This window comes from Microbulbifer elongatus, assembly GCF_021165935.1.
GTDB classification, from domain to species: Bacteria; Pseudomonadota; Gammaproteobacteria; order Pseudomonadales; family Cellvibrionaceae; genus Microbulbifer; species Microbulbifer elongatus.
In genome coordinates this window covers 4,089,441-4,115,891 of record NZ_CP088953.1, presented here as the reverse complement: position 1 = coordinate 4,115,891, position 26,451 = coordinate 4,089,441, and the positions used below count along the sequence as shown (strand labels likewise).

The 26,451-nt window shown below is 58.5% G+C and carries 18 protein-coding genes; 8 read left to right on the top strand and 10 right to left on the bottom strand.

Annotated elements, in window-relative coordinates:
* Positions 1–113: 113 nt before the first annotated feature.
* Genes LRR79_RS16920 through LRR79_RS16905 form a run of 4 tightly spaced genes read left to right on the top strand, consistent with a single transcriptional unit; the run spans position 114 to position 5,637 of the window.
* Complete coding sequence (locus tag LRR79_RS16920) at positions 114–2,231, top strand: TonB-dependent receptor (protein WP_231758329.1); 2,118 nt, start codon at positions 114–116, stop codon at positions 2,229–2,231.
* An 11-nt stretch (positions 2,232–2,242) separates the two neighbouring features.
* Entirely contained in the window at positions 2,243–3,763 is a 1,521-nt protein-coding gene (locus tag LRR79_RS16915; protein WP_231758328.1) for a PepSY domain-containing protein, read from the top strand.
* Positions 3,764–3,805: 42 nt separating this feature from the next.
* On the top strand, positions 3,806–5,086 hold the full coding sequence (locus LRR79_RS16910) for a sensor histidine kinase (RefSeq protein ID WP_231758327.1): 1,281 nt from the start codon (positions 3,806–3,808) through the stop codon (positions 5,084–5,086).
* Positions 5,083–5,637 (top strand): response regulator transcription factor, encoded by a 555-nt coding sequence (locus LRR79_RS16905; RefSeq protein ID WP_231758326.1) that lies wholly within the window; start codon positions 5,083–5,085, stop codon positions 5,635–5,637. Before LRR79_RS16910 ends, LRR79_RS16905 begins: the two co-directional genes overlap by 4 nt.
* A 114-nt stretch (positions 5,638–5,751) precedes the next feature.
* Here LRR79_RS16905 and LRR79_RS16900 read toward each other — a convergent pair whose 3' ends face one another.
* Entirely contained in the window at positions 5,752–7,182 is a 1,431-nt protein-coding gene (locus tag LRR79_RS16900; protein WP_231758325.1) for a PQQ-dependent sugar dehydrogenase, read from the bottom strand.
* A gap of 922 nt (positions 7,183–8,104) precedes the next feature.
* On the opposite strand from LRR79_RS16900, the gene LRR79_RS16895 reads away from it, so the two are divergent.
* Complete coding sequence (locus LRR79_RS16895; RefSeq protein ID WP_231758324.1) at positions 8,105–8,692, top strand: HNH endonuclease; 588 nt, start codon at positions 8,105–8,107, stop codon at positions 8,690–8,692.
* Positions 8,693–8,854: 162 nt separating this feature from the next.
* Here LRR79_RS16895 and LRR79_RS16890 read toward each other — a convergent pair whose 3' ends face one another.
* From LRR79_RS16890 to LRR79_RS16870, 5 genes are all read right to left on the bottom strand, one after another.
* A complete protein-coding gene (locus LRR79_RS16890; RefSeq protein WP_231758323.1) occupies positions 8,855–9,895 on the bottom strand; it encodes a D-alanine--D-alanine ligase in 1,041 nt (346 codons plus the stop codon).
* 10 nt (positions 9,896–9,905) lie between these two features.
* The gene (mepA, locus tag LRR79_RS16885) at positions 9,906–10,796 is read right to left on the bottom strand and encodes a penicillin-insensitive murein endopeptidase (RefSeq protein WP_231758322.1); all 891 of its coding nucleotides are present in this window, start codon (positions 10,794–10,796) and stop codon (positions 9,906–9,908) included.
* A 245-nt stretch (positions 10,797–11,041) separates the two neighbouring features.
* Positions 11,042–12,127: a histidinol-phosphate transaminase gene (hisC, locus tag LRR79_RS16880; protein ID WP_231758321.1), complete on the bottom strand. Its 1,086-nt coding sequence runs from the start codon at positions 12,125–12,127 to the stop codon at positions 11,042–11,044.
* 98 nt (positions 12,128–12,225) lie between these two features.
* The gene (locus LRR79_RS16875) at positions 12,226–13,260 is read right to left on the bottom strand and encodes an FHA domain-containing protein (protein WP_231758320.1); all 1,035 of its coding nucleotides are present in this window, start codon (positions 13,258–13,260) and stop codon (positions 12,226–12,228) included.
* Positions 13,251–14,660 carry a S1C family serine protease gene (locus tag LRR79_RS16870; RefSeq protein ID WP_231758319.1) on the bottom strand — a complete coding sequence of 470 codons (1,410 nt, stop codon included), beginning with the start codon at positions 14,658–14,660 and terminating at the stop codon, positions 13,251–13,253. The genes LRR79_RS16875 and LRR79_RS16870 overlap by 10 nt, the downstream gene beginning before the upstream one ends.
* Before the next feature lie 1,144 nt (positions 14,661–15,804).
* On the opposite strand from LRR79_RS16870, the gene LRR79_RS16865 reads away from it, so the two are divergent.
* On the top strand, positions 15,805–16,302 hold the full coding sequence (locus LRR79_RS16865; RefSeq protein ID WP_231758318.1) for a hypothetical protein: 498 nt from the start codon (positions 15,805–15,807) through the stop codon (positions 16,300–16,302).
* On the opposite strand, the gene LRR79_RS16860 is transcribed toward LRR79_RS16865, so the two are convergent.
* From LRR79_RS16860 to LRR79_RS16845, 4 genes are all read right to left on the bottom strand, one after another.
* Positions 16,303–18,915: a serine/threonine-protein kinase gene (locus LRR79_RS16860; RefSeq protein ID WP_231758317.1), complete on the bottom strand. Its 2,613-nt coding sequence runs from the start codon at positions 18,913–18,915 to the stop codon at positions 16,303–16,305.
* A gap of 114 nt (positions 18,916–19,029) precedes the next feature.
* On the bottom strand, positions 19,030–21,675 hold the full coding sequence (locus tag LRR79_RS16855; protein WP_231758316.1) for a serine/threonine-protein kinase: 2,646 nt from the start codon (positions 21,673–21,675) through the stop codon (positions 19,030–19,032).
* Between the two features lie 79 nt (positions 21,676–21,754).
* Positions 21,755–22,765 (bottom strand): FHA domain-containing protein, encoded by a 1,011-nt coding sequence (locus tag LRR79_RS16850; RefSeq protein ID WP_231758315.1) that lies wholly within the window; start codon positions 22,763–22,765, stop codon positions 21,755–21,757.
* 520 nt (positions 22,766–23,285) lie between these two features.
* The gene (locus LRR79_RS16845) at positions 23,286–23,819 is read right to left on the bottom strand and encodes a MarR family winged helix-turn-helix transcriptional regulator (protein ID WP_231760053.1); all 534 of its coding nucleotides are present in this window, start codon (positions 23,817–23,819) and stop codon (positions 23,286–23,288) included.
* A gap of 510 nt (positions 23,820–24,329) precedes the next feature.
* Between LRR79_RS16845 and ectA the strand changes: the two genes are divergently transcribed.
* A complete protein-coding gene (gene ectA / locus LRR79_RS16840) occupies positions 24,330–24,947 on the top strand; it encodes a diaminobutyrate acetyltransferase (RefSeq protein ID WP_231758314.1) in 618 nt (205 codons plus the stop codon).
* 96 nt (positions 24,948–25,043) lie between these two features.
* A complete protein-coding gene (gene ectB / locus LRR79_RS16835; protein ID WP_231758313.1) occupies positions 25,044–26,372 on the top strand; it encodes a diaminobutyrate--2-oxoglutarate transaminase in 1,329 nt (442 codons plus the stop codon).
* The last annotated feature ends 79 nt before the right edge of the window (positions 26,373–26,451 follow it).

The following is a 26,451-nucleotide window of genomic DNA, read 5'->3' as shown; positions in this document are numbered from 1 at the left end:
TAGCGGAAAAGGGGTCAATGTCGCACTGCCTGCGACAATATGGCGCACTTGCGCGGGTGCCTTTTCCGATAGCATTTACCTATCGAAAATAATTGCCAAACAAGGAAGATGCTGTGCGCCCAGCTGCTATTTTCATCCTCGCTCCTGCGGCCATTGCCCTGTCACTGCCTGCCCCGGACGCGGCCGGGTCGAGCCTCCACAGGGACAACGCCCTCGAACAGGTTATCGTCACCGCCACCCGCGAGGCCAAAACCCGCTCGGAACTGGCGGAATCTGTGGGCGTGATCAGTGAGGAGGCCCTGGAGCATATCGCCCCGGCGCATCCTGCCGATGCCCTCAATCGGGTGGCCGGGGTACATGTGAACAATCTGGGCGGGGAGGGGCATATGACCTCTATCCGCCAGCCCATCTCTACCGCCGGGGTCTATTTGTTTCTCGAAGACGGCATCCCCACCCGTCCCACCGGCTTTTTCAACCACAACGGTCTGTACGAGATCAACGTGCCGCAAAGCGCACAGCTGGAAGTGACCAAGGGCCCGGCGTCGGCGCTCTATGGCAGTGATGCCATCGGCGGGGTGATCAATGCGGTCACCAAAGCGGCACCGGTGGCTGCGGAAGTCTCCCTGAACGGGGAGGTCGGGGCCGACGGCTGGCAGCGCGCGCTGATTTCCGGCGGCAACAGTCTGGGGGCGAGCAGCGCCTACCGGCTGGACCTGAACCGCACCGCCAGTGAGGGCTTCCGGGAGGAGGCGGACTATACCCGCACCTCCCTGAGTGGCCGCCTGGACAGCCAGTTTGCGGAGGGCTGGGACAGCAAGACGGTATTGTCCTACTCCACCATCGACCAGAGCGGTGTATCCGGTCTGGAGGAAGACGATTACCGCAATAATGTTCAGAAGAACCTGTACCACGGGGATATTGGCTACCGGGAAGTGGAAGCCCTGCGCCTTTCTTCCGAGCTGGCCTACACGCCGAGCGCTAGCAGCCTGATTACCGCCACCCCGTTTATCCGTCACAACAGTATGGCGATGATGCCGAGCTGGATGGTGACCTACGACCCGAATATCCGCGATACCGAATTCAGCTCCTATGGCCTGCTGCTGAAATATCGCCGCGACTTCGAGCGCGGTGAGATGATTATCGGGGTGGATGCGGACTACACCCCGTCCGAATACCGCGAAGAGCGCATCACGGTCACTCGGGACGGCGAGTACTTTGTGGATTACGCGCGCACCGGCGAGCTGACCTATCACTTTGACGCCGAGCAGACCTCCGTCTCCCCCTACATACACGGAGAATTCGCCCCCAGCGAGAACTGGCGCTTGAGTGCGGGTCTGCGCTACGACGTGTTCGAGGTGGACTATGAGGACCAGCTGGGCACACCCAACACCGACCCGTCCCACTTCCGCCCGGCTTCCCAGTCCCGCGACTACGATAACCTGAGCCCGAAACTGGGTGCGGTGTACAAGCTCAACGATAACCACCAGCTCTACGCCAGCTACCGCCACGCCTTCCGCGCGCCCACCGTAGGCACACTGTTCCGCCCGGGTTCATCCGAGGGCACCACCGAGCTGGAACCGGTGACCAGCGTCAGCCAGGAAATCGGCCTGCGCGGTATTGTCGCCGAGCGGGTGAATTACGAGGTGGCGGTGTACGACATGACCACCGAGAACGACATCGTCAGCTACATCGAAGGCAACGACCGCAAGACCACCAACGCCGGTGAGACCAGCCACAAAGGGGTGGAAGTCTCGGTACAGGCGCCCGTGGGGCAGGCCTGGGAACTTGGCGTTTCCTATGCGGCCATGCGCCAGCAGTACGAGGATTTTTCCTACGTATTCAGCCGGTTTGATCCGAGCTGTTATTGCATGGTCAGTGAAAACCTGAATTTCGCCGGCAATGAGATCAGCCGTGCGCCCGAGTCCCTCGCCAATGTCACCCTGGCGTACACCCCGCAATGGCTGAACGGCCTGCGCATGGAGCTGGAGTGGTCCCATATGGGGGACTACTACACCGACCAGACCAACACTCAGCAATACGCCGGTCACGAGCTGTTCAACCTGCGTGCCACCCACCACTTCGCGGAAGACCTTTCCGTATACGCGCGCCTGTCGAATATCACCGACGAGCGCTACTCCACCTACACCTCCAACCAGGTGGGTGACGCAGACCTGAGCTACCGCCCGGGGCTGCCGCGCTCCCTGTTTGCCGGCGTGCGCTACCGCTTCTGAGGGCATCGAGCATGAATCTGAAAAAGCAGTGGTTGGAATGGCATAACAAACTCGGCTGGTGGGCACTGGCGGGGATCCTGATCTGGGTGGTCTCCGGCATCAGTCACCCGATGATGGCCTGGTTCGGCCCTTCCGCGGCCAAGTTTTTCCCGCCTTCGGTAAGCCTCGAAGCCCCGGAGCTGGGCAATCTGCCGGCGCTGCTGGCGGACGAAGAGAAAGTCCGCGGGGCGCGGGTGGTCAAGCTGGTACCGGGCGAGGGGGCACCGCTGTTACAGGTGACCCATTCCGAGACGGACCCGCGCCGCTATTATCGCCTCGACAGCGGCACGGAAGTCATTGACGGCGATCTGCAGCAGGCCCGTTGGCTGGCGGCCTACTACAGCGGTCGCCCCGCGGACCAGATTGCCGATATCCAGATTCAGACCGGCTTCGACAATGCCTACCCCTCGGTCAATCGCCTGCTGCCGGTGTACCGGGTCCGGTTCGCCGGGGACGATGGCCTGACCCTGTTTGTCCACACGGAAACCGCCGCCCTGGCGTCCATGACCGACAACGGTAAAACCTTGCTGCAGGGTGTATTCCGCCAGCTGCACACCTTTGCCTGGCTGGACGATCTGGAGTACGGCCGCCTGATCCTGATCGGCCTGTTGATGCTGACCCTGTTTGCATTTGCCGCCACCGGTCTCGCACTGTTATTTGCCCTGAAGCACCGGAAAATCAAAGACGGGAAACGCCGTTACCACCGCCTGCTTGGCTATGTATTGTGGCTGCCTCTGCTGGGGTGGTCCGCCAGTGGCTTCTACCACCTGCTGCAATCGTCCCTGGTGGCGCCGGTGCAGGGGCTGCGCCTGGGGGAGGCCGGGGAGTACCGAAATCTTAATTCCGATTTCGCCTGGGTGAACGCCCTGAATGGCCGCGCGATCAACAGCCTGTCGCTGATCCGTGGTGCCGATGGCGCTCCCCTGTACCGCGTCGGTTTGGCACCGGCGAAAGATTCCGCTCCGGGCAGCCGCAACCAGCGCTTTGACGGTCGCCCGTCGGAAGCCGGGGCCTTATTCGTGGATGCGCGCAGTGGTCAGGTGCTGTCCGGGTTCGGCGACCGCGAGCAGGCCCAGCTGCTGGCCGCGCGCCTTGCGGGTATTCAGCCCCAGGATATTGCCGGTCTGTCGCTGGTCACCCGCTACGGCCCGGGCTATGACTTCCGCAACAAACGCCTGCCGGTGTGGCAGATCGATGTGGCCAATGATGATAAAACCATGCTGTTTGTGGATCCGGTCACCGGGGTGCTGGTGGATCAGTCCCGGGGTATCGACCGCGCCGAGCGACTGTCTTTCTCCCTGCTGCACAAGTGGAGCCACCTGACCCCGCTGACCGGCCGTCAGCTGCGCGATGGCATGATCGTGTTCACCCTGTTGCTATTACTGGCAAGCAGTGTGGTGGGCGGGGTGATGCTGGCGGGGCGGCGCAAGAAGCGGGCGCGCAAACCGCAAACCGCGGCCACTGGTCCAATGCCCGCCCCCGCGACACAATAGCCGATACAATAGGCGATACACGTTTTACCGAGTAGATTGCCCGTGCCAGCGTCCGTGCCACCCATGGGTGGAGACAAAACCATCATTACCAACCTGCGGCGCCTTACGGCGCTGCGGGCCATTGCCCTTTCCGCCTATATCGGCGTCAGTCTGTGGCTGGCGGATTCCCTCAGTGGCGGCGCCCTCGCGTTTGTCCTGCTGGGAGTGGTCACCACCCTGATCAGCGGCTGGCGCGCCCGCGGCAGCGTACCGGTGGGGCGCAAGGAATTCTTTGCGCACCTGTTGATGGACTGGCTGTGGCTGCCACCGCTACTGGCCCTCAGTGGCGGGGCCGCCAATCCGTTTGTGACCTATCTGCTGGTACCCCTCACCATTGCCGCCGCCACACAACCGCGGCTGTTTGCCTGGCTGATGGCGGCCATCAGTATCGCCATCTACACCGGGCTGATGGTGTTTTTCCCCGGCGTGGATGGAGGGCACGGTGCCCATACCGGGCACGATATGAGGCACGGCGCCGAGAGCAGTGATTTTTATCAGCACCTGATCGGCATGTGGGCCACCTTCACCTTTTCCGCACTGTTGATCGCCGGTTTCGTCAACAGCATGGCGGAAGCCCTGCGCAGCCGCGATCGCCATCTGCATAAACTGCGGCAGGAGCAGGCGCGACGGGACCAGGTACTGTCCCTCGGCACCCTCGCCGCCGGAACCGCTCACGAGCTGGCATCACCGCTGCAGACCATGGGCTTGCTGGTGGAGGAGTTGCAGACGCAAGCGGGCTTTTCCGAGCCGGTGGCGGAGGACCTGGCACTGCTGCAACAGCAGGTCAATCTGTGCAAACAGGCACTGGAACAGCTGAAAAGCCGGGCGCGGGACCCGGCGGGCAATGAAGAGTTTCAGTCGATTGCGGAATTTATCGACCGCAGTCTGGAGCGCTGGCAGTTGCTGCGACCGGAAGCACGTTTTGAGTTGCAGCAGCAGGGCGCGGAGGGGCTGTCGGCCCGCCTTCCGCTGACCCTCGAGCAGACTCTGATCAACGTGCTGAACAATGCACTGGATGCCTCTCTTGCTGTGGGCAGTCAGCAACCGGTGTTTATCCAGGTGATCTGGAGCGAAACACATCTGAAGATCGAAATTGCCGATAGTGGGAAAGGCATGCAGGCCAGTAACACCGGGTCCGGCGGCTTTGGTATCGGTCTGATTCTGAGTAAGACCGCGCTGGCGCAGCTGGGGGGCAACCTGACCCTGACCCCGAGAAGTGGCGAGCCGGGCACCGTCGCCACCATAGAATTGCCCCTGGCCACCGAGCGTGAGGAAGTTGTGTGAATAGTTCTGGCAAGCGCCTGTTGATCGTGGACGATGAGAGCGGCACCCGCAGCATGCTGGATCGGGCCATGTCCCGCCGTGGCTTCGACACCCGGGTGGCTGAATCGGTGGATGAGGCCCAGGGGCTGATCGCGCGGGAAAGGTTTGACTGTGCGCTGCTGGATCTCAAGATTCACCACGACAGCGGGCTGGAGCTGATCGCGCCACTGCGTTCGGCGAACCCCCGCGCGCGGATTATTCTGCTCACCGGTTATTCCAGTATTCCCACCGCAGTGGCGGCGATCAAACTGGGGGCGGATGATTACCTGTGCAAGCCGGCCGGCGGTGACCAGCTGGAAGCGGCGCTGCTGGACGAGCCGGGCAGTGCCAGCAGCGATCCCGAGCTGCCGGAGATTGCCAAGGCTCCGCCCTCGGTCAACCGCCTGGCCTGGGAGCATATACAGCGGGTGCTGGCGGAGAATGACGGCAATATTTCCGCCACTGCCCGTGCGCTGGGGATGCATCGGCGGACCCTGCAGCGAAAGTTACAGAAGCGCCCCAAAGGTCAGTAACTCCCGCCTTACCGGCGAGTGCCTAGATGACGATAGGAACCTGTATTTTTCGCTTCCGTCATACCGGCGAAAGCCGGTATCCAGAACCGGGCTGGTGACCCGGATGACCTGGGTTTAGGGTAAGAAGTTTTCCAACTGCCGTCCCGTCCCCTGAATCTCCCGCTCCATCAAGTAATGCGCCAGCGCCCGTTTCTGACTGTTACTGAAGCCGTAGACCGGCATCGGCGGGGTAGGGGTGTCGAAGTAATCTGCGAGCTGCTTCAGGGTGTAACGCCGGCTCAGATCTTTTAAGGGCAGCTGCTGGTGGCAGCGAATACAATTGCGGCGTTCAAAAATCTGCGCCCCCTGGCGGGCCGCATTGCCATCAATGGCGAGAGGTTTTTTCGGTGCGCTGATGGGCGGGCGATTGCTCACCGGCGCCTCCGCGTTGTTCTGGCTGACGGAGCCGGCCTGTACCCGGTAGATGGCGCCGGCGTAATCGTCGGAAATATAAATATTGCCGCGCACATCTTCGGCAATATCCACCGGCCGGCCGTAAACGGTCTCGCGGTCGGTGGATAAAAAGCCCCACAGAAAATCTTCCGCGCGAATCTCGCCGTCATCGTTCCAGTGCAGGGCGACAACCTTGTAGCCGTCTTTTTCATCCCGGTTCCAGGAGCCGTGCAATGCCACCAGTGCGGATTCCCTGTAATCATCGGGTTGCTCGGAGCTGCGCAGGAAACGTATGCCCAGCGGTGCGTTGTGCGCGCGGAACTCGAATACCGGTGGAATTGACGTTTTAATCAACTGTTGAATGCGTGCTCCGCCTTGAATCCCCAGGTCTGGGTCTGGAATGCGGTCGCCATTGGCGTAGGGCCAGCCGTAGAATGCATTTTTCTCCACCCGGTTCAGTTCGCAGGGGGGGAAGTCATTTCCGAGCCAGTCGCGCCCATTGTCGGTGGCGTAGAGGGCGCCGTCTTTGGGAGACCAGTCGAATCCCACGCTGTTGCGCAGGCCCGTCGCATAAATCTGGAAATTGCTGCCGTCCGGCCGAAAGCGCATCATGGTTGCGCGGTGTGGGTCCTTCTCTTCGCACACATTGCAGGTCGAGCCGCTGGTGAGATACATCCAGCCATCTGGCCCCATGCCGATGGTCTTGGTCCAGTGGTTGCCGCTATCCGCGAGCCCTGTCACCACCTTCTGGTAACTGCCGGCAATACGGCCGTCGGAGTGATCGAAAGGCACACGGCCAACACCGTCGCTTTCTGCGATGTACAGCCAGTCCTCGAACAGCGCCAGGCCGTGGGGGCGCTTGAGGCCGTCGATCAGCACTCGCTGGCCGTCGGCTCCGCCATCCGCATTGCGGTCTTTCAGCAGCAGGCTCACCTGGCCAAGTTTTGGCTGTGACACCAGCAGGTCGCCATTGCGGGTGACAGCCATAAAGCGCGCATTTGGCACCTGATCATCAAACAGCGTCACCTGAAAGCCCTCGGCCACCTTGATCTGGTGCTGCACCGTCTCCTCACTGGTGCTGGCTCCCAGAAGTTGCCCCCAGGGCACGTTCACCCCGGGAATCCACCCCCGTGACAGGGCAAAAACCAGCGCCAATACCCCAATGGCGCCAATTGCGACGAAAAGATAAAAAACTAGCGCTTTTTTCGACGTAGATCTCACTGTTGTCTTGATCTCGTAACAGAAGTAACTATAGTAAGCCGCTGAATGTCGCACCAACGTACCAGTTGTGATACGCGCCACGTACCTCCCTCGGACCTGACCAGGTTTAATGTGACGACCGTCACTCGCTTGTAAGACATCTCTTACAACAAGTTCAGCACTTTCCCACTACCCTAAATTTCCCATTCGACCATAATGTATTTGCAAGGACGGAGAACGGATTGCAACGGCGGCAAGGACAGGTCACCAAGGATTGGAGACCGCGCTGCCAGCCCGAAAGGATTTGGGCACCATCCTGTGAGACGCACCGCTTGGGCCGGATTGCTCAAGCGGTGTTTTACATTCTGGGCCTGCAAATTCTCTTCCTGCTACCTTTCTTGTCCCATACCGCGCAGCATTAGGTTATTTATTTCACCGCGCGTATCTTGTCTATACAGGCGCTGCCACCACCACCCGGTAAATTTTTGCAGCAGATTGCCCCCACTGTCTGGAAATCGTCACAAACCTTCGCTTTAATCAGAGCAAGCCGGTGAATTTTTATGACCGGTGGGTATGAGGAGGATAACGAATTCAGTAATCAAATGCTGTACCCGTTCGTATCGCAACCACCCGCTCATCACTGGTGGTCGAGCCTCCATCGGCTCCAGAATTCGCCGCAGTCCTCCCGCGTATCGCATTCTCCTGAATTCCCCGCTTTTCTCCCCAAGACTTCCGCCCACACTTTCTCTGATATTTCGTCTATATCCCTGAGCCCCGCTGGCCTGCCTGCGGGGCTTTATTGTCTGTTGAGCTCGCAAATACGGGAGGTGAACTCGTGCAAGCGCAAATCCTGAGGTTAAACCTCGCTGGTCAACCCCTTGAATGGCTGACCTGGGAAGAGGCCGCCTGCCTGTACGTGCGGGAACTGGTCACCTGGACACTCGGTGGCGTAGTGCAGACCGTACACGGTGGCATCAACCGCTTCGGCGAACGCTCCACCCTCGACCTCGCCGCCATCATCGCCTGCGGCGGCGACCGCATGGCGCGCCCCCGTACCCGGCCGCCCCTCACCAATCGCGCCCTGTTCGCCCGCGACCAGCACCTCTGCCTGTATTGCGGCAACCGCTTCCCCATCCGCGAGCTCACCCGCGACCATATTCACCCGGTCTCCAAAGGCGGCCGCGATACCTGGGAAAACGTCGTCACCGCCTGCCGGCGCTGCAACCAGCACAAGGGCAACCGGCTACTGGAAAATATCGACATGGAACTACTGGCGCTGCCATTTGTGCCCAATGCGGCGGAATACCTGGCACTTACCAACAGCGCGCGCATTCGTGGAGATCAGATGGAGTTTTTACGGGGGCAGTTTTCGAGAAAAAGGCAGGAAGGGTGGCTGTCAGAAGTGCTGCCGCAGGTAAGTTAGTACAGCCGAAAAATTCACAGAAGTCGAAGATAAGGTTCCGATGCCAGGTGTAGCTTTACGAGACCTTCTGCGAGAGGGACCTCGCAGAAGAGCCCCCATGGATGGGTTCACGGCGTGTCTCGTAAAGCTACACCTGGTAGCGGTACCGCCACCGGATTGGAATCAAGCGACCGCAGCGTGGATCAGAGCACCGAGGTAAGAAGAAAAGTCATGCCCCTGGTTTTGCAGCATTTTCGGGAACATCGAAATAGACGTCATCCCCGGAAAGGTATTTACCTCATTCAGATAAATCTCCCCATCATCCGTCAGAAAGAAATCAATCCGCGAAAGATCCTTCAACTGTAAACCCACAAACGCCCGCTTCGACGCCTCGCGAATCCATCCCAACTGCGCATCCGACAAACCCTCCGCCACCACATGAGTCCGCGCCCGGCTGGCCTCCGCGTACTTTTCCTCGTAACTGTAAAAAGTATCCTCCGGCGCACACACCTCACCGGGCGGCGTCACAACCAATTCACCGTCATAGAGGTAAGCCGCCACCTCCAGCTCCCGCACTTTCAGGCACTTCTCCACCAGCACGTAAGGCGACAGCTTGAACGCTTCCCGCAAAGCCCCATCCAAAGCCTCCGGATCGCTCACCTTGTAACAACCCACCGAAGACCCCTGGTTCGACGCCTTCACAAACACCGAACCCCATTGCTTCAATGCATCCTGCGCCTTCGCCGCCTCGTCTGCGTTGTCCGCACACAGAAACTGATACGGGGTATTGTCGATCCCAAGCGCCGTCAGCCACAGCTTGGTGGTGATCTTGTTGAAGCACACCTTGCTTGCCTCAGGCCCACAGCCGAAATAGGGCAGTCCGAGAATTTCCAGCTGAGATTGCAGATCGCCGGTTTCCCCGGGGTAACCGTGAATCGCCGGAATAACATAATCCACCGGCTGCGCGCTGCCCGAATTGCCACCAGAAGCGCTGTATAACAGCTTGTCTGAGCGTAACTCCCGTACCTGGTCATTCTCATCAACAAAGCGGCCATCGCCGTCCATGGTGACCCGGGTTAGCTGGACCGTCGGCGATTTCGCCAGTTCCCGCTGGATAAAATCCGCGGTGCGCAGGGAAACATCGTGCTCACTGCCGCCACCGCCGCAGATCAGTAAAACGTGAATGGTCTGTGATGGGTTGCTATTGGGGGCCTGTTTATTCATTTGGCTCTCATCAGTTCTTCGGCGCTGCCGGTGCCGTCAGTACCTGGGCACACTGGGCCGGCATGTCCGGCTTTTTCGGCGGCTTTTCCGGCTTGGGTTTGGTGGGCGCGGTACCGTTAAGAATGGCGTAAAACTCGTCGCTAAACCACCAGTCCAGCCCACCGCCGCAAGGGTTACCGCGCACCTTGGATTGCGGCTTGCAGTGCTTATCCCCTGGCGGACAATTCAGGCGAACATGAAAGTGGTAATTGTGGCCCCACCAGGGGCGCACCTTGCGCAGCCATTCGTTATCGCTCCCTGCAATATTGCACATTTTCCGCTTGATGGTGGGATGCACGAAGATTCGCGCGACGCGAGGGTCTTCAGACGCGATACGCAGGATATCGGGAATACGCGGATCCCAGTTTTCCTCCAGCAGTACATGCTTGCGTTCATCGGCCATGGGTATGGCGGAGATATTGTCCCGCTCCCAGGCTGTCAGCGGGCGCTCGGCGGCCCGCTTATCCTGGGAAAACCAGATGTCCGCATCCAGCCCTTGTTGGTGGCTCTTGTGCCCGCTGCTAAATGGCCCGCCACGGGCCATGGACATATCACCGATCTGCAGCCGACCGAGGTTATTTTCTTCCACGGCGTTGGAAAAATCCTTGAGAAACTCCACCAGATAGGGGTTGCCGTAGTGACGGTCGCGCCCGGTGCGCACCAGCTGGAAGCCTTCGCCTCGCAGTGGCATCTGCTCCGCGCCGCTCAGACAGCCGTTGCTGTAGCTGCCGATGCTTTCGGGCAGCTGGTTCGACGGTTTCTTCACCGCTTCCCAGGGGTTTTTGGCGAAAGTAGTACTTGCCAGCACAGCCAGTGTGGCGGCGGATAGGATTTGAAGGGCTTTCTTGATCTGAGGCGACATGGTTACTGCGGGTACGTCGATTTAGGGTTTAGTGGTCGAGAAATTATAGAGGTTCCGTCCGCTAGTTCTGTGGAAGCATCCGCTTTCGTGGGTATTCTATTTTCAGGTTATGGGGCGGCCCTGCTACCGGTAAACCCTTCGCGAGACACGCCGTAAACCCATCCATGGGGGCTCGGCTGCGGCCATCCAGGCCGCAGACGGTCTCGCGAAGGGTTTCCCGGTATCAGAGCCTTCACGTCAGGCTTCTATAAAACTTCCCGACAAGCCGCCACCAGCGCCTGCATTTCCTCATCGGTTCCAATGCTGATACGCAAGTACTCACTAATCCGCGGCTTGTTGAAATAGCGAACGATGATATTGCGCTCGCGCAGGGCCAGGAACAGTGACTCGGCAGAAATCTTTGGGGGTTTGGCGAAAATAAAATTTGCGGTGGAAGGGACGATATCGAAGCCCAGGCCCGAAAGCTCAGAGCAGGTCCATTCGCGGGTCGCGATCACCTTGGCACAGTTGTCCGCCAGCCACTCCCGGTCGGCAATTGCCGCCGTTGCCACCTTCTGGGCAATACCGTCGATAGGGTAGGAGTTGAAGGAGTTCTTCGCCCGGTTCAGCCCCTCGATCAGGTGTGCCTGGCCCATCGCATAACCCAGGCGCAAACCGGCGAGGGCGTGGGACTTGGACAGGGTGTGAATCACCAGCAGGTTCGGGTAGCAGTCGATCAGGGCGACCGCACTGTCGCCCCCAAAATCGATATAGGCCTCGTCGATCACCACCACCCGCTCCGGGTGCAACTGCAGCAGCTTCTCGATTTCCGCCAGCGGCAAATAGCGTCCGGTTGGCGCGTTCGGGTTGGGGATAATCACGCCGCCGGCGTTATCGATGGCAAAGTCTTCTACCGCGATGGAGAAGTCGTCCCGCAGGGGCAGCTTTTGTGACTCGATGCCGTAAAACTGGCAGTACACGGGATAAAAGCTGTAAGTGATGTCTGGGTACAGCAACGGCTCCGGGCGCTGGAAGAAGCTGTAGAAGGCGTGCGCCAGTACCTCGTCGGAACCGTTGCCCACAAACACCTGCTCCGGTGACAGATTGAACTGGGCGGCGATGGTCTCGCGCAGCTGGGTGGATTCCGGGTCCGGGTAGAGGCGCAGGTGGGCCGCCAGGCCTTCTTCCTGCAGCACCGCCTGCGCTTTGGGAGAGGGCGGGTAAGGGCTCTCGTTGGTGTTCAGCTTGATCAGGCGCGCGGTGGTCTTGGGCTGCTCGCCGGGGACATACGGCTGCAGCTTCGCTACCGCGGGGCTCCAGAATGGGCTGTGATCGTTGTTGGACTCGGTCATGACATTCACTCCTTGTGCGCGCCAGAAGGCAGCGGCGCGCGGAGATTTTATGCGTTCACGGCACAGAGTTCGACGGTTGTGCCAGTTTAAGTGGGCATTTACTCGCCGCGCACGTCCAGATCCGATTCCGTCGCCTTGCTGGCGGTTGTTTTCTTGCCAGACTCCTGGTCCAGTGGGATATCGAACAGCGCCGGCGTGGCAGCCAGAAACTCCTCCAGCGGTACCGGCTTGCGCCACAGCAGACCCTTGGACTTCAGCTCTTTGGAGACTTGCGGGGAATCGCTGAACTCGTCCATCTTGCCGATCTCCACCGCTGCCGCGAACCCGAGGAAGCACCAGGGCAGCAGCACCGAGGCCACCAGGCGCCAGTGGGGGGCAATATTCAGTGCAAGGTAGGCCGCGCACCACAGCATCACTGGCAGGATCACCGCCAGCGCCAGGATATTCAGCAGCGGCAGGGCATAGTGCAGATTGAAGTTGAAATTGAGCAGGGAGCCAAACCACTGCCAGCCGGCATAGACCAGCGCCGCGGTGGCAGCAATGGAAAGGTGCGCGAGGAAGTGCGCCTCGTGCTTGACCACTTTGCCGATAAAGGCCCAGGCCGCCGCGTAAATCAACAGGCCGATCACCGCGTCAGTGAGTACTTCCACCGCGCCGGTCCACTCAAACTCCATGGTACTGCCGAGGTAAGCCAGCCACAGGCTGAGTCCCGCCACCAGCAGGCACAGGGTGACGGCGACAAGTGGCGTTGCCAGCCGGTCAAAAATATTCTCCGCCGAGTGCAGAGGAATGGCCGGTGCCACGCTCATTTCCGCATTGATAAAGCGCACCCGGCTTTTGCCGATCTGCACCTCGTCTCCGCACTGTATCTGGCGCTCGCGGACATCGGCCTGTTTGACCGACTTATCGCGGAAATTGCGCATCAGGCGCATGCCGTTGAGGCTGTTCAGATCGCGCAGCACATAGCAGCCGTCTTCGTCCTGCACCACTTCTGCGTGCAGTGGGTCCACATGGGGGTCTTCCAGCATTACATCGCTGCTGTAGCAGCGGCCCAGTGTGGCGCGCTCGCCGTTCATGCGGAAGCGGTTGCACACCCGGTGGGCACGATTGATTTCTTCGATAATCAGTGCCATTGAACTTCGCTCGCAAACTTCTGGGTAAAGGCGGTGGCGGATTCCTGGGTGAACCCGGACAGGGTGAAGTGGCTCACCAGCGCACGGTTGTCGTGATCTACCGTGAGGCTCACATAGAAGACGTCGTACAGCTCCGGGTAATCCTTGTAGCGGCGCACGCAATAGGAAGTGCGTGCAATCACTGGCTCGCGGCTGCCGTTGGCCTTGGGCGGCGTTTGCGCCTCTTCGTCGGTGGCATCTGCACCATTTTCACGCTTTTCCGCGTTATCACCACTCTGCGCCTGGCCGTTACGCGGGTGGGTGGTGAACTGCTGCTTGCAGTTAAAGTCGGTCACATCGTCCTCACCGGCGCTGTTGCCGGGAAAGAAGCCGCTCATATTTTCCTCATAGGCCGCGTAGAAACGCGAAGACAGAAAATCGTCTTCGGATTCCAGCCAGAAAAACTCGTATTCCACCCGCCCGGTATCAAAGGTTTCCGACAGGAATACCACGTCCTGCCCGGTACACCCTTTGGCCACCTGCTTGATCAATTCGTCTTCGTCGTCGCTGGTGTTACCCCAGCACTGGATCGAGGGCACGATTTCCCCCACCACCATGGCATCGCCCAGGGGACGCAGCTGCCATTTGGCGTCGAGGATCTGGTCGATGATGCGCTGCTGGTTCTGATGCAACTGACGGCTGATGATCGGCTGCAGTTCCAGGGCGCCGTTGTTTTCGCCGGCGTCTTTTTTATAGTCCTGCAGTAGGGCCACCAGCTTGTCCACCGGCACCAGGAAGCTGATCTGGTTGCCTGCAGTGGCCACGTTGATACCCACCACCTGGCCATTGCGATTGATTACCGGGCCTCCGCTCATACCGGGATTAATGGAGCCGGAGAAATGAATGCGGTCGTAAAAGCTGCCACCGGCGATGCCGTTGTAGGTGCCGGGAACGATGGTCATTCCCAGATCCAGCGGGTTACCCATGGAGACAATGGTCTCACCCTTACTCGGCGCCTGGCTGGCCAGCTGCAGGAAATCCGGGCCGGGCGTACCTTTCTGGCGCAGGATTGCCAGATCGTTCACCACGTCCACATCCAGCAGCTCCAGCTCGCCTTCCTTGCCGTCCACCGACAGGTATTTGAGGACGTACTTGTCGGCATCGTGCACCGCCTCGGAGACCACGTGGTAATTGGTGGCGATCAGGCCGTCTTTGGAAATCTGGAAGCCGGAACCCAGCCCCGCCTTGGAGTTGGAGGAGTGCTCGATCAGGCGAATCTGATACAGACTGCCGCGGTAGTCGCTGTACAGCTGCTCGTAACTCTGGGCCTTGGCGACGGATGCATACAGGAGCAGCGCGGTAACAGCCACAAAAGCGTGGAAAATAGCGCGGTAATTCTGGCGCGAAAACATTCTCGTCATTGTGGACTCGTGCGTGTGGATAAGTCAGCGCTGTTTAATTTATGGGCGAAAAGACCGCCGATCTTACGGGATCCGCTGCGCACCAACAAGCAATCGTCCCGAAAGGCACAAACCTGTCTCGCACACAGGGTGTCGACTTCACAGTGTAGTGAAACCTCCGCAAAGCGTTGCGCCTTCAACGGCAGGGCGGACTCGATCGAGCAGCCAGCGCAGAACCACGTCCCGGTCATACCGGACTTGATTCGGCATCCAGCGCAGAACCACTTCCCCGTCATGCCGGACTTGATCCGGCATCCAGCATGGAACCAACCAAGCACTCCGCTCTCTGGATCCGGTACTGGATCAAGTCCGGCATGACGCTCCTGTGCCGAGATGACGATGCCCTGGTGGCGGAAAAAACATCAGACTGAGGAATAAACCCCCACCCGTGTAATTGCGTGTAATGGCGTGTGATCGACCTGTAATGGCGAAATCCGTAAATTTCACCTCAAGGTTGAAGGGGACGCGATGCCCGGCCGTCACAGGAGCCGCGGCGCGGTGGATTGCAGACACCCTGGTACCGGTGCCCATCACGGAAGGTGGAACAAGGAAAGCGATGGAATTTGCTTTCCACACCGGCAGCAGCAACGCGATCTTCAGCCGGGCTTGCTCACACTAAATTCGATAGCCGCCCAGTGGGGGGTAACCGCAGGGACGGGATTGTTGAATTTAGTGTGAGCAAGCCCTCACCAAAGGATTGGTAGTTATCTGTCTCCGCAGAGCCTAGGCGGCAGGTAACCAGATCAGGAAGACTTCGGCGCAAGCCGAACCGTCAGGCCGGCCCGGTAACCACAGAGCCTAGGAAGCCGGGATCGTGGAAGGGCCTGACAGAGGCACGGATGCCTCATTTCGCTCTTGATAGTGTTGTTGTAACCGTAGATGGCTGGGACCATCTGATTATCACCGGCAGTAAGCTTGCTTACTGCCGGTTTTTTTTAATCAAAGTGTTCTGGAAACCCGCCAACCGGTTGCAGTAAGCTATGTGACGCAGTTCTCGTCCTGAGTCTGCGTCTGATTGAGATATTTTCCAAGACCATTGATCCCCTGGGTGGTTTGCAGGGCAGGTGAGCAATCGCTCGCTGATTACAATTATAGGGATGACAACATGAACAAAGCAGAAGTGGATAATTATTGCGACTCCTTGCCGGAGCTGGTGGTTGATGTGCCGGCGGAAGGCATAGAGATCGATATGATGCTGCGCCCGGTAGAGCCCGAAAACGGTACCGCACAGTACTGGCCTTTTTATGAGAAGTGCAATCCGAACGAACTGTTTGGCAATATGGACTTTAAATTTGGCGGTCGCGGGGGCAAGTTGGTGATCAACCTTACCCTCGATCTCTCCGCCGTGCCGGGGCGTGATCTGGAGTTTGCTCTGAGCACCAACCGTAAACTGGATGGTATCCTGGCGCTCAGTCCGGACTTCAAACACCAGTTCAAAACGACTGCCAAGCGGGTGAATGGGCGCTATACCGAGCTAAAAATCGTTATCAAGGATAAAGAGAATAAGCCGGATAACTTCAAGTTCCTGTGGTTGTGTGAAGCCGTTGATGGCGGTATGCATTTTGTCTCTGGTGACCCAAGGGCAAAGCTCGAGCCGCTTTAATTATCTGCAAATAGCGTTTTTTACATTTCTTGAGGCTTGAGGCTGGGTGCAGATTCGCTGAAATGCTGGGAGACTAAACCATTCTGCGCTCATGCCTTGCTCCAATAGACGCTCAATATAATAATTGGCAGAACTCCACTCTTCTGCTAGAGCGTAAACTTGCCCTGCATTATATTGTATATAGGTATCATCAGCCGCTTTCTTCAGCAATCGGTTGCTAATAGCAATCGCGTCATTTAGTTCTCCAAGGTTTGCCAATGCGATGGCTTTATACCTAGACTCTTCGAAATCTTCTTCATCGTCAGTGATTTCTAATATTTTCCTGTATTGATTCATTGCCATTTCGTTCTCCCCAAGCATTAAATGGCTTGAAGCAATTTCTTCCATGGTTTCAATGCTATCCGGGTTGGAGTTGAGAATTTCTTGTTGAATCAAAAGCGCTTCTGAGTACTTTTTTTGTAAGAAATAAATGACTCCGAGGTTGGATTTAGTGCGCCAGCCCCGAAGGTTTTCTGGGATTGAGGTAATTGCCTGTTCGGCCGTTTCAAGATTTCCGTTTTCCAGCTCGATTACGCCCAGGGCGGAATATGAAGACCAGTGCTCCGGAAAGACTTTAATCGTCTCATTAAGAGTTATACGTCCTTCATCGTAGTTGCCGCTTGCTATCTGGTTCAGGGCAGTCAGGTGAAGGTTGTCTGCGGATGGATTGAGTTCAGCGGCTTCTGTTGCATATTTTAGGCCTGATTCGTAGTTCCCAGCTCGGTAGTGGTAGCGGGCGCGCTCGCTGAGTAGTTCTGCGAGTGGGACGTCCGTTGTCTCAAGATCTGAGATTAACTGTTCGTATTGATCAGAATAGTCACCTAAACCGTAAATGAATAGTTTTAGTCGGCTTGTCAGTGATTTGGGGATTCCAAATTTATTTGCTTTTTCGATAGATTGCAGTGCGGACTCCAAGTGCGTCGTATTACCGTCAAGAACAAACAGGCGCGCTGCTACATCGGTGAAACTCTGGTAGATATATATATTGCGAGGGTAGCGATTGCTCAGTGTGAACAGTTCACTGAGATCATTCTCACTAAGCTCCTTGGCCTCCATTCGACTCAGGACATCTAGATACCGCTTGTAGTCGCCATCTGACATTGTTGCCAGAGAGAGGTCACCTCGCTGGTACGGCAGCGCGAACAGATTGGCAGTACTGTTACTGGTGCGATACTGCGCTTCTTGAACCTTATCCGTTAGGAAAGTAAAGCTTTCCTGTTGTTTAATGCGGCTGTCTTGTGGTGCCAAGCGTTGAATTTCGATTTCACACCGAACCTCCGCGCATTCTAGTCGCGCAAACAGCGCATCGGTTACACCTTTATCTCGTAATTTTTGCAACTGGGCTTCAAAGTCTTGCCCCACCTTAGGCTCAAAACTCACCAACGCACTCGCCTTCAACTGCGAAACCGAATTCATCAACGCCTGTCGCACCATGGTCCGCGTCAGCGCCTTGGCATTCTGCTCCCCGCGAATCTCCCCATTAATCTCCACCGGCATCACCGCAATATACTGCGGCTCCAGCCGGGTGAATTCCTTCCAGCCCCAGTAACCCCCGATACTCAAAACCAATGCGGCGGCAACAATCGCCAGCGCCCGCTGCCAGCGGCGGCGGGATTTGATTTTGTGGTGGGTAAACAGGTCGGTGAGGGTCGCGGTGTAGTCTTCGCTTTCGGCCTCCAGCCCCTGTTTATGCAGCAGGGCAAAGCCCTGATACACAATCTGCGCACTCTGCGGGCGCTGGGACGGATCTTTGGCGAGGAGTTTGTCCAGCAGGATTGCCAGGGGCTCGGGGATACCGGCCCAGGCCTGTTGCGGTGGGGTGTGCGGGTCGTTGGTGACGCGGTGGGCCATTGCCAGGGCGCCGGTGTCGTTTTTGCCGAAGGGGCGGCTGCCGGTGAGCAGCTCGTAGGCGATGGTGCCAAGGCTGAACAGGTCGCTGCGGGCATCCAGGGCTTTGCCGAGGATCTGTTCCGGCGACATGGCGGTGATGGTGCCGGCCAGCTGGTTTTCCGCAGTCAGGGTCTGTTCGTCCAGTTGCTGGGATTTGGCGATGCCGAAGTCGGTGATCTTGGCCACCGGTTCGCCTTTGGCGTTTTCCGCAATCAGGATATTGTCGGACTTCAGGTCCCGGTGAATGATGCCGAGGTCGTGGGCCTGCTGCAGGCCCTGGCAGATCTGCATCAGCAGGCTGAGTTTCTGTTGCAGGTTGGGTGTGCGCTCGCGCATCCAGGCGCGCAGGGTTGTGCCCTCGATATATTCCATCACCAGGGCAACGCTGCGGCCGCCATTGTCCAGGGTGTCTTCCAGCACATCGTGCAAGGCGACAATATTGGGGTGATTGAGCTGGGCGAGCAGGCGCGCTTCCTGCTGGATGCGCTGGTGGGCATTGTCACTGGCGGCGTCGGCCTTGAGCCGCTTGATCGCCACCCGTCGCTGCAGCTTGAGGTCTTCCGCCAGGTAGACCACGCCCATGCCCCCGGCACCGAGAGTGCTCTGGATCTGGTAGCGGTCGCTCAGCTGCGGTGCATCGGTTGCGGGAGATTGCGGTGCAACCTCGGAGTCGGCAATGTCCATCTGCGTGTGTTCTTGTTGTGATTGAGCCCGGACCCGTTACCGCTGGGCCCACATAGGAACACGAACACTAAAAACGGGCGCGCCGGAGCGTTGAAGAGTGAATCGGTTGTGCGATCAAAGCTTCGTGCTGGCTTCGCCACTGGCGGCGATCTGGGAATCGCCGTCCGGCTTGTTCTTGTGTTCGCCGCCGCAGAGACCAGGGTATTGCAGCCGGAGGTCGTCGAAGGCGGTCAGATTGCAGATTTTGACAAACCGCGGGGTGCAATACCAGATCGGCGAGATGCCCTGCTGGAGGGTCTTGCGGATATGCGCCTTGGCGGAGAGCAGGTCACCGGTGGAGATATATACCTGGGCGCGGGTGTAGTTGGTGTAGAGGTCGTCCGGAGCCTCGCGGCGGATATTGAGCAGATTTTCCACCGCCTTCTCGGCCTCGCCCAGTTCGGCGTAGGCGCGAGCCTGTAGCAGCAGGCCTTCCCAGTCGTCCCGGTGCTGTGTCAACTCGAGGGCCTGTTGCGCATATTCCCGGGCCTTTTGTGGTTTGTCGAGCTCCCGGGCAATTTCTGCACGGTACAGCAGCGGGGCGGAGTCTTTGGGGGCAAGCTCGGAGACCCGCTGGAAACACTGCAGGGACTGATCGTACTGCCGCTCGATATAGTAGGCCTGGCACAGGTTGTATATATCGGTGATGCTGATGCGATCGAGGCCGGCCTCGGTGAGCAGGCGGATAGTTTCCTGGGGCTGCCCCTGGTCGAGCATATTGCTGGCGAGCAGGGAGGTGGCATCGACGAGCTCGCTGTTGAGGGCGATCGCCTGTTTCAGCACCTTGTTGGCGGCAGGCATATTCCCGGCGAGGGTCAGGATCAGCGCTTTCTGGTCCAGGTAGTCGTAACTGGTGCGGAGTTCCAGTGAGCGGTTGATACTTTCCAGCGCCTTGTCATAGTCACCGCGCAGCTGGTGGTACATGGATACCACCTGGTAGTAGCTGGCTTTGTCCGGCAGGTTCAGCTTCAGTTTTTCCAGAAGCGCTTCGGCGCGGCTGGTGTCATTGCGCATTACCGCCAGGCGGAACGCACTGACGGTGAACTCCGGTGTTTCTCTCAGCCAGGTCGGTGCCTTCTTCAGCAGCCGCTCCAGGCGGTCGCCGGCTTCTGCTGCGCGGGAGTTGAAGTCGTGGTCGAGCGCTGTTTCCGTATAGAGTTCATACAGCGGGGTAAATCCCGGTGCTCTTTCCTGCAACGCATCCAGTTGGTCGAGCAGGGATTCGAGCACCCGGTAGTTGTTGCGCTGGGCGTAGATGCTGAGGTAGGTGAGGTAATCCTCGTCGCTGATCTGCGAGGCCGCGTCGGCGGTCTGGGCCGGGTAGTCAATAAGCAGTTTGTCGAGCTGGTGCAGGGTGCGCGCGCGGCTTTCCAGTCCTTCATCAATCACCAGGCGGGTGCTTTCGCTGCCGATGACGGCGAGGGTGTCGCTGTCCAATAGCTCCAGTGAGAGCTCGCAGCTGTGCTCCTCACATTCCACATCGGGTACCAGCATCAGATCGGCGTTGAGCGACTTTGCCTGGGTCGCGAGGGGTTGCCCCGCATGTTTGCGGGACTCGGAAAAAGAAATCAGGTGCAGGCCGTTGCGGTCAGAGAGCCCCTGTTTGAGCGCGCTATGTACATTGCTGATCAGCAACCGCTGATTGGGTGCGGTGGCTTCCGAGCCTTGGTCGGCGGGGTCGAGTACGGCGATATAGCGCCCTTTCTGGGATTCCGCCGGAGCAGAATAAAGGGAGATGCCCACCACGGTGGTCACGCCGATGACACAGGTCGCCAGCGCGCCCATTGCCACTCGGGCGAGTAAATGACGGGGCTTGTGCGGACGATGAAAGTACCGCTCGGCGGTAACCGTGGCGGTAATGCTGTGCGTGCGGGTAAAGCTGCCGCTGCCGCGGCATTGCTGCAACAGGGACTCCAGCTCCATGGCTACTTCCGCGGCGTTCAGCGGGCGCCGCTCCGGCTGCTTTGCCAGTAGCCGGTCCAGGAGGTCGCTCAGGGCCGCCGGCAGCTCTGGGGCCAATCTGGAGGCTGGCGGGTGCGGGCTTTTTACGATGCGATCGACGATGACGTAGGGGCTGTTGTTGTCCCCAAACGGGTTTTGTCCACACAGCAGGCGGTACGCCAGAACACCGAGGGAGAACAGGTCGCTGCGGTTATCGAGGGGTTTGCCCTGGGCCTGTTCCGGCGACATGGTGCCCCAGCTGCCTGCCACATGCTGCTCGCGGGTAAGGTCGCTGTCTTCCTGCCAGTTCTTGGCAATGCCGAAATCGGTAATCTTGATGGTGGCGTTACTGTCCACCAGGATATTTTCCGCTTTCAGGTCCCGGTGAATGATGCCGGCGCTATGGGCGCGGGTGAGTCCGGTACAGATCTGTTTGAGCAGTTGCAGTTTCTGCTGCAGGTTGGGGGAGCGTTCTCTGTTCCAGCGGTCGAGGTTGCAGCCGTCCACGTACTCCATCACCAGTGCAATGCCGCTGTCCTCGTCCACCACATCGTAAAGTTGCACGATGTTGTTGTGGTTGAGTTGCGCGAGCAGCATAGCCTCGCGGCGGATGCGTTCGTCGGCGTTGCCGCTGTTGGGATTGCGCAGCAGTTTTTTGATCGCGACCTGGCGATTGAGTCGCTCATCGGTGGCAAGGTAGACCACGCCCATACCGCCGGAACCCAGTCTGGCGGTGGCGTGATAACGGCCGATGTAAAATGGTAACTGCTCTGACTGCATGTTGATGACTGCGGTAAATAAATCTACGGGAGAACCGCCGTCCGTGGATTCAGTCCTGCTCCTTGCCTGGGGGCCGGTATCAGGCCGGCTCCGTCTCGCTCACTGCACTCACCGGATATTCACCGGTGGATGCTTCCAGTTCTTCTTTTTGTGACCCTTTGAAAATATCCAGCTGCGTACAACCCAGGCGCATTTCATAGGAGCGGCGCTCAACCAGGCGCGAGGTGTCGATGGCATCTGGCAGGCTGTCGGCAATCTGTTTGCGGGCGCGGAAAATCTGGGTGTTCAGGTGATTGACGGTAATGCCCAGTTCACGAGTGGCCAGGTCGATGGCGACCCAGCCCTGATCTGCTTCATCGACACCGCGCTGAATATCGCGGATGCGTGCACGGGCCAGGTACAGCAGCAGGTAATTGTGCGAGCGCGCCGCCAGGTCCAGCTTCATTTCATCTTTGGTGAGCTGAAGCTGTACGTGTTCTTCGTGGTGGCTAACGGTGTAACGCAGGCGGAAATCGGAGATGCACAGATTCTTGAATGACAGCTCGGTGGTGGTGCTTTGGCTGTTCCCGAGGAACAGTTGCCAGCTGCTGCGGGCGCAATCGATGCGGGCGCCGTGGGTGACCACTCGCGCACTGTCGCGATTTTCTGCGCAATCGAGGATGTCGTAGATCCATACGCCATTGACGGGGTTGAAGTGCAGGCTGGCGATGGGGTCGTGCTCGTCCGGCAACAGGTGGTAGGACTCCAGGGGAATACCTTCACCGGTCTCCATGTCGATCAGCAGGTTTTCCGGCGGATCGAGGTTTTCCACCACCCACTCCGGATTGTTGGCGCGGCCAAAGGTGAGTTTGTCGCTCAGGTGTAGCTGCTGATTTTTGGCGGGGATCAGTTGCTGGCCGTTGACCCAGGTACCGTTGCGGCTGAGGTAGCGAATAATCCAATGGCTGCCGGTCCACTGGATGGCAGCGTGAATGCCAGAAATTTCCGGCAACGTGATGCGCGTGTCGGCGACTCCCTGGCGGCGGCCAACAGTGTGGTGCGCCATCAGGTAGACCGGTTGATCGCGGTCAGGATGTTGCAAGCAGGCCATGTTCAGTCCTTTCCCCAAAAAGCTGAGTGGATATCCGGTGACGGCCCCGGCCGGGCTCGGCGTTGGGGGCTGGATTCCAAACAGAAGTTGCAAGACAGGGCGGCCGGAGTCGCTTTTTGCCGAGCACGGCCATGTGCTCGGAGGAAGAGAGGGCGAATAGCACTCTCACCGGATTCTTGCCGGTCGTTTTCGCCGGGGCGCGGTCGCGGGTGTGGGGGTAGGCATCCGACCCGTGAGCAAGGTGCTCCGGGTTCATGCGTCCACCCATCATTGGATCGGGCGTTTTCTGAGCCGTTTTTGTCTGCCGCGACAGCGCAGTGCGCCGCTGTCTTGAGTTGGTGTCCACTTACCGCTGGCCGACCAGAATACGTGTCGAATAGCCGGCGAGAGGGCACCGCGTGTTGTTGCCCCATTTATACCCAACTGCCGCGTGATTGCAATGATTGGATGAGAATTGTTACGAAATAGAACAAACCTTGCACTGGCGCGGAAATCTACGTGTGATTTTTGCGCCGGGCGTTCAGTTTTCGTGGTGGCTTTTCGCGGTTTTGGCGGCGTCCTGGGTGGGTAGATTGCGACCATCTTTGCGGTCCAGGTCGCCCACATCCAGTACCGGCGAAGCGTCGATATGCTCCGCATCCATCATCAGTGCCACTCGCTGCAGCGAGGAGATAATCATCGACTGCTCCCACTCACGCAGGTCGCGGAATTGTTTGACGAAATGTTCCTGCAGTGGTGTCGGTGCATCGCGGATGATGTCCGCGCCCTTGTCGGTGAGGTACGCATGGACCTTGCGTTTGTCTTCCGAAGAGCGCTCCCGGTAGACCAGGCCGCGCTTTTCCAGGCGGTCGAGAATAGTGGTTACGGTGGCCTGGCTGAGGCTGATCTCTTTGGCGAGAGCGCCAATGGTGACCTGGCCCTGCTCGCGGATCGCCTGCAGTAGTAGCAATTGCGGGGCGGTAAGCCCGGCGGTTTTGACCAGTTGCTTGGAGTGCAGGTCGGTGGCGCGAATCAGGCGACGCAGGGTAATCAGTACTTCTTCAATCTTGTCCATCAGCAGCAGGCTCTCGAAATCGGGATGGCAGGCGTGGCGGCTCATTTGCCCGCGGCCGATTTTGGGTTCTGCGGCGGGTTTGTCAATTGTCGCGCCGTCGAAACCCTGCTGGAAATCGGATTTTGAATCATTGGTCGGTTTTCGCGTGGAGTCTGGCGACACCTTTACCCGGGGGTCCGGAGAGGGAATTTCATGCCCGCCTATGGTGCGCGGGCCCTTTGCCTGCGCGGGTTTCGCCTGATTCTGGTGCTCACCGCTGGCGCCGGAATTGGCTGAGTTCTGATCAAGTTGCATAAGGCTTGGCCTTGCGCCCTCGCTAATATTTAGAGTACTATGGATTTAATTGTTTAGAGCAGTAAATAACTTTTTGAGAAAAAGGTCAAATTTCAAGCGGAACATGGTTGTTAAAACGGCGTTCTGCTTTCTGACATCCATCTGTCAGTGCCGTTAAGGAAATTTGATATTGTTCTAACAATTTGATGACTAAAGAATTAAGCGAAAGGTATTGGTTTGAGCGCGACAAGCGAACAGAAAGAAGACGACTCGATCGACGACAAGGTACAGCTGGCGCAGCCGGCGGACGCTCCGAAAGCTGGCTCTACAGTCGACCGGAGTGCCCAGGTTCAGCTGCGCCGCCCGGTCAGCGAAGATGGTGCCGATGTGCATCAGCTGATCGGGAACTGCCCGCCCCTGGATACCAATTCCCTCTATTGCAACCTGCTGCAGGCCAGCCACTTTGCCGCCACCAGCGTGGCCGCTGAGCTGAATGGCGAGCTGGTAGGTTTTATCTCCGGCTACATCATCCCCGAACGTCCCGAGACCCTGTTCATCTGGCAGGTTGCGGTGGCGGCGAACGGCCGTGGGATGGGCCTGGCCGGCCGTATGCTGCGCGAGATTCTTGCGCGCCCCGCCTGCAGCCAGGTCACACACCTGGAGACCACCATTACTCCGGACAACGACGCCTCCTGGGCGCTGTTCCGCAGTCTGGCGCGCAAGCTCGACGCCGGTCTCGCCGAAACGGTGATGTTTGATCGCGACCGCCACTTCAGAGGCCAGCACGACAGCGAAATGCTGTTGCGTATCGGTCCGTTTGATGTGTCAGCGGTGCAGGCGGGTGTGGCCCGTTGAGCGGTTGCCGCTCTGTACGCACGGGTCAATGAACGAAGTTTCCCAATTTCCATTTTTTGTTTTTGATTTTTTCAGCCACTGAACAAGGGTTGCACAATGAAAGTATTTGACGAGATTGAATCTGAAGTAATGAGCTATGCCCGCGCTTTCCCGCGGGTTTTCAACAAGGCACAGGGCGAGTACCTGTACGACGAAGAAGGTAATCAGTACCTGGACTTTCTCGCCGGCGCCGGCACCCTGAACTACGGGCACAACAACCCGATCTTCAAGGAAGCGCTGCTGGAGTACATTCAGCAGGACGGCATCACCCACGGTCTGGATCTGCACACCAAGGCCAAGCGTGAATTCCTGGAAGCCTTTTACGAGAACATCCTGAAGCCCCGTGACATGAGCTACGTAATGCAGTTCACCGGCCCTACCGGTACCAACGCGGTGGAAGCGGCGCTGAAGATCGCACGTAAATACAAAGGTCGCGAAAACATCATTTCTTTCACCAACGGTTTCCACGGCTGCAGCCTGGGCGCCCTGGCCGCCACCGGTAACTCCCACCACCGCGGTGCCTCTGGTGTGAGCATGAGCAGTGTTGCGCGTATGCCGTACGACGGTTACCTGGGTGATGACATCGACACCACCGCCTATCTGGACAAGGTGCTGAGTGACTCCTCCAGTGGTATTGACCATCCGGCTGCGGTACTGGTGGAAACCGTACAGGGTGAGGGCGGTATCAATGCGGCCAGCGTTGAATGGCTGCGCAATCTCCAGGACGTCTGTAAAAAGCACGACGTACTGCTGATCGTCGATGACATTCAGGCGGGCTGTGGCCGTACCGGTAGCTACTTCAGCTTCGAGGAAGCGGGCATCGTTCCGGATATCGTGACCCTGTCCAAATCTCTGAGTGGTTACGGCCTGCCGTTCGCGGTAGTGCTGATGAAGCCGGAGCTGGACCAGTGGAAGCCCGGTGAGCACAACGGCACCTTCCGTGGTAACAACCTGGCGTTTGTGACCGCGACTGCGGCCATCAAACACTTCTGGAGCGACGATAAATTTGCCAAGGAAGTACTGCGCAAGGGCGAGTACATCGAGAAGCGTCTGCAGACCATCGTCGACAAATACGGTGACGGCAACATGACCACCCGCGGTCGCGGTATGTTCCGTGGTCTGAACTGCGTCAGTGGTGAGCTGGCCGACAAGATCACCACCGAAGCCTTCCGCAACGGCCTGGTCATCGAGACCAGTGGTGCCGACGACCACGTGGTAAAAACCCTGTGCCCGCTGACCATCAGCGACGAGAACCTGACCAAGGCGTTGGATATTGTAGAAGCGGCAGTGGCCAAGGTTCTGAAAGGCGAAGACGTACCCGTAGAACACGATTTCTTTGCCGATGAAGCAGACGAGCAGGACAGCACCCTCGCCGGCGCTGCCTGATCCGCACCTGCTTCGCTGAATAACGGCCTGCCCGCCAGTTTGCGCAGGCCGTTTTCACACCTCGAATTTAAGACCGAAT